The organism is Gardnerella sp. 30-4 (genome assembly GCF_001641215.1).
Classification (GTDB): Bacteria; Actinomycetota; Actinomycetes; order Actinomycetales; family Bifidobacteriaceae; genus Bifidobacterium; species Bifidobacterium leopoldii.
The window spans coordinates 1-3,598 of record NZ_LXJL01000121.1 but is presented as its reverse complement, the minus strand read 5'-3'; the positions used below and the strand labels follow the sequence as shown (position 1 = coordinate 3,598).

Annotated in this window: 3 protein-coding genes; all 3 read right to left on the bottom strand. The window is 43.6% G+C overall.

Annotated elements, in window-relative coordinates:
* Positions 1–35: 35 nt before the first annotated feature.
* The gene (locus A5294_RS06000; protein ID WP_064340695.1) at positions 36–1,469 is read right to left on the bottom strand and encodes a hypothetical protein; all 1,434 of its coding nucleotides are present in this window, start codon (positions 1,467–1,469) and stop codon (positions 36–38) included.
* Between the two features lie 176 nt (positions 1,470–1,645).
* Positions 1,646–2,611, bottom strand: coding sequence for a polyphenol oxidase family protein (locus A5294_RS05995; protein ID WP_064340694.1), 966 nt, complete (start codon positions 2,609–2,611; stop codon positions 1,646–1,648).
* A gap of 14 nt (positions 2,612–2,625) precedes the next feature.
* Positions 2,626–3,489, bottom strand: coding sequence for an aldo/keto reductase (locus tag A5294_RS05990; RefSeq protein WP_064340693.1), 864 nt, complete (start codon positions 3,487–3,489; stop codon positions 2,626–2,628).
* Positions 3,490–3,598: the final 109 nt, after the last annotated feature.

Here is a 3,598-nt window from a genome sequence, read left to right as displayed (position 1 = left end):
ACTTAAGCCAATCTACAAATTTTACAATATTTTCTTTATTGATTATCTGTGTCTTGGTTTTCTTGAGACTCGTTAGCTTCACTAGCTTCTTCAGATTCAGCCAACGCAGCTTGAACATCTCGCTGAGCCTGCTTCGCATCCGCAGAAGATTGAGCATTCGCCGAATCCTCATTATCGTCAGAAGCTTGCACAACTTGTTGGTTTTGTTGAGCATCTCCAAAATCAAATCCAGAGAAAGCATTCGCAAACAGCGAGCGCAATTCCGTAACTCGCTGCGTAATAGTTGCCTCACGATGCTGCAATTGGGTTAATCGAGTCGTCATGCCATCAAGCTCTTGCTGTGCTGCAGCTCTACGCTCTTCAACCTGAGCAGTCGCCTCCTGCATAGCTTTGCGCACAATATCAGCAGCCTGACTATCCGCAGCCTGATGCGTTTGCGCTGCATATTCGTCAGCTTCTTGATGAACAGTTTTTGCGCGAGCAACCAAAGCATCTGCTTCTTCCTGAGCTGCACTTTCTTTCTCTTTCAAGCCAGAAAGCAAGGCATTGACTTTCTTTGTAGCTTCCTCCTGTTGAGCAGCAATATCTGCGCGAATCTGCTCAACTTCTGCACTAACTTGGCTTAACGTACGCGTACGTTCAACTTGAGCATCATCTGCAATTTCTTGAGCTTTAGCGGCAGCAGCATCCGTAATTTCGCCAGCTTTGCGCTGTGCGTCAGCCATCATCTTCGAAGCGTGTTCACGCATATCAGCAAGCTTTTTATTTGCTTCAGCGAGAGCAGATTCAATCTGATCGTTTGTTTCAGCCTTAGCACGCGCAATCTCTTCGTTTGCAGCCGCACGCTGCTCAGCAATTTTTTGAGCAGCTTCCGACTTAAGTTGCGAAATACTGCTTTCTTGTTGCGCGCGCTCTGAAGCCATACGCTTTGTATGTTCTTCTTGAGCGTTTTGTAAAGCTAATTCTGCAGCGTCTTTTTGAGCTTGCACATCTTTAGCAGTAGTATCGCGCAAACGTGCAGAATCTTCTTGCGCAGCTTGCATAAGTTGTGTCGACTTTTGCGTGGCATTGGAAAGCATTGTGTCTGCTTTAGTTTGTGCTTCTTGCATTAAATGTGCAGCATCCAGCTTTGCATTGTTCAGCAAAGTTCCGGCTTGTGCTTGTGCATTCTTTTTAATTGATGCAGCATCTTGCTTAGCGCGCTCAAGCAATTGAGAACTAGTTTGCTCTGCAGATGCCAGCAATTGTTGCGCATTTGCACCTAAAGACGCAAAAGTATTTCCGCTTTTGGCACGTTTTACATTATTTTTTTCTTCTTGCAATTGCGCTTGTAATTGCAAAATTGATTCATCACTTGAACGCACTTGTTCACGCAGACGAGAAATAGTACGCTCATAGTTTGCAAATGCTTCATTTACCTTGTCTTTATCGTACCCACGCAACGCGGTTGGGAATAAATCAGCCACCATAATATTCCTTTCACAAGCCCCCACACAGCTGCACAAAACGCTGTGCTACACCATCAGAATCAACGCTATCACTTACAAGCAAAAAACACTCGTGTGTTGCGCACGTTTTTGCTAAGCTCACACAACTGCACTTACTACCTAGCTCAAATACAGTACTGTTTATATAGCATATGTGATTATTTGTCGCGAATTACTAAAGCAAGAAGTCTACCTTCATGCGATTTTCCAGCTAAACTAGCGCGTCGATGAGAATACCAGAGTGGATTTTCCAAAGTGCACATTGGGTTTTGCAAATTTTGCAAACGTTCTGGCAAAGATTCACCTTCCCTATCTACTTCGCAAATCGTACGCAATTCCTCATCTTCAGATAAATATTGCGCTGCAGCTGTAACTCGCGGCAAAGCGTCAACAATATTCGCAACTCCTGCGAGTGCTAAATCAATGCGAGCAGCTTCAGCAATATCAATACCGATTCCACCGAAACGAGTTTTTGTTACAGTTTGCGGGTAACGTTTTTCAAAATCGCGCGCAATACTCTCACCAACTTCGTAGCAATCTCCACAAATACATGGACCGAGCACTGCTGTTATACGAGAACGCTCAGCTCCCTTTTCGCACATTGCTTCGATAACAGCATCAAGCACTCCAGCCATCAATCCTTTTCGCCCACAATGCGCTGCAGCGATTACTCCAGCTTCGTCGTCCGCAAGTAAAACTGGCAAACAATCTGCAGCAAACATTCCTAATGCAAGCGAGCACGCAGTTGAAACTTGCGCATCTGCTTCAATTCTCAATTGCGAATCCGCAAAACCTGTTGCATCAAAGCCGTAAGAAGTATTCCATGAATCTACTACACTATCTGCGTCAAATACTTCTCTGCTATGAACTTGAGCAACAAGCGACAAGTCAGCTTGCAAAGCTTTTTGTAAAGCTGCGCGATTGCTTGCTACAGCCTCCTCACTATCTCCTGCGCGTCCGCCTAAATTAAGTGAAGCAAATGAACCTTCAGAAATTCCACCCAATCTAGTAGTAAAAACTGCATGAGTGTGAGTTCCTAAAGCCACCGGAATAGTCACAGGAATTGGCGTACCGTCCTCATCTTCGTGAGGCAACGGCATACCAGTTACGCTTGTTTCTTGCATTTTATTGTTTTCTTTCAGCCTAAATAAGCCAATTCTTCATTGCTTAATTGCAAATCGGAAGCTTTCAAACTATCTAAAATTGTAGCTGGTCTGTGAGCTCCAGGAATTACGAATATGTGATCGCCTTTAGCTAGCTCCCAAGCCAAAACTACTTGCTGATAGCTTACGCCATGATTTTCTGCAACTTTGCGGAATGGATCGAAAAGATGCTCGTCATAAGGATGACGGAATCCACCAAGAGGACTCCAGCAAACAAAAGCAATTCCAAGCTTTTCACAATATTGCAACGTATCTTCATTCTCTAAATGAACTGGAGAATATTGATTTTGCACCGCTACTAGCTTTTCTCCTAAAATATTGCGTGCAATATCGATTTGCTCTACAGAAGCGTTAGAAATACCGATTTCTCGAGCCACACCTTCGTCAAGCAACTGTTGCATTGCTTCAATAGACTCATTGTATGGAACTTCCGGATCTGGCCTGTGGAAGTAAAGCAAGTCAATAGTGTCAACGCCTAAAGCCATTGCAGACTCTTTAGCGTGACGAATCAAATGCTCTGGCTTACCATCCTTACCCCACGTTGGTCGTCCGTCAGTAAAGTTACGGAAGTGACCGACTTTTGTTGCAACTAAAATAGAAGATTTGTCGCCTTTCCAGCTTTCTAAAGCCTCACGAACAAGCTTTTCACCAGTTTGTTCCTCGCCGCCAGAGCAGTAATATGCCCAAGCTGTGTCAATATGCGTACAACCTGCATCAAGAGCTGCGTGAATTGTCTTAATTCCCATATCGTGACCAAGATTATTTTCTATTGTCAATGGCATTTCGCCAAAACCAATAGCGGTTGTATCAAACGAACCTAATGCGCGATGCATAACCATATTTCACCCCTATTTTGTAAGTTTTATATTTTCCGTAAGTATTTATTATTGCATTACGCTACTTTACGCAGTCACAATATTTTACTACTTTTTATATTTTATTTTATTG

Excerpts from the sequence above, each read along its gene's own strand:
- A5294_RS06000 (WP_064340695.1), bottom strand. The coding sequence starts at position 1,469 with ATGGTGGCTGATTTATTCCCAACCGCGTTGCGTGGGTACGATAAAGAC.
- A5294_RS05995 (WP_064340694.1), bottom strand. The coding sequence starts at position 2,611 with ATGCAAGAAACAAGCGTAACTGGTATGCCGTTGCCTCACGAAGATGAG.
- A5294_RS05990 (WP_064340693.1), bottom strand. The coding sequence starts at position 3,489 with ATGGTTATGCATCGCGCATTAGGTTCGTTTGATACAACCGCTATTGGT.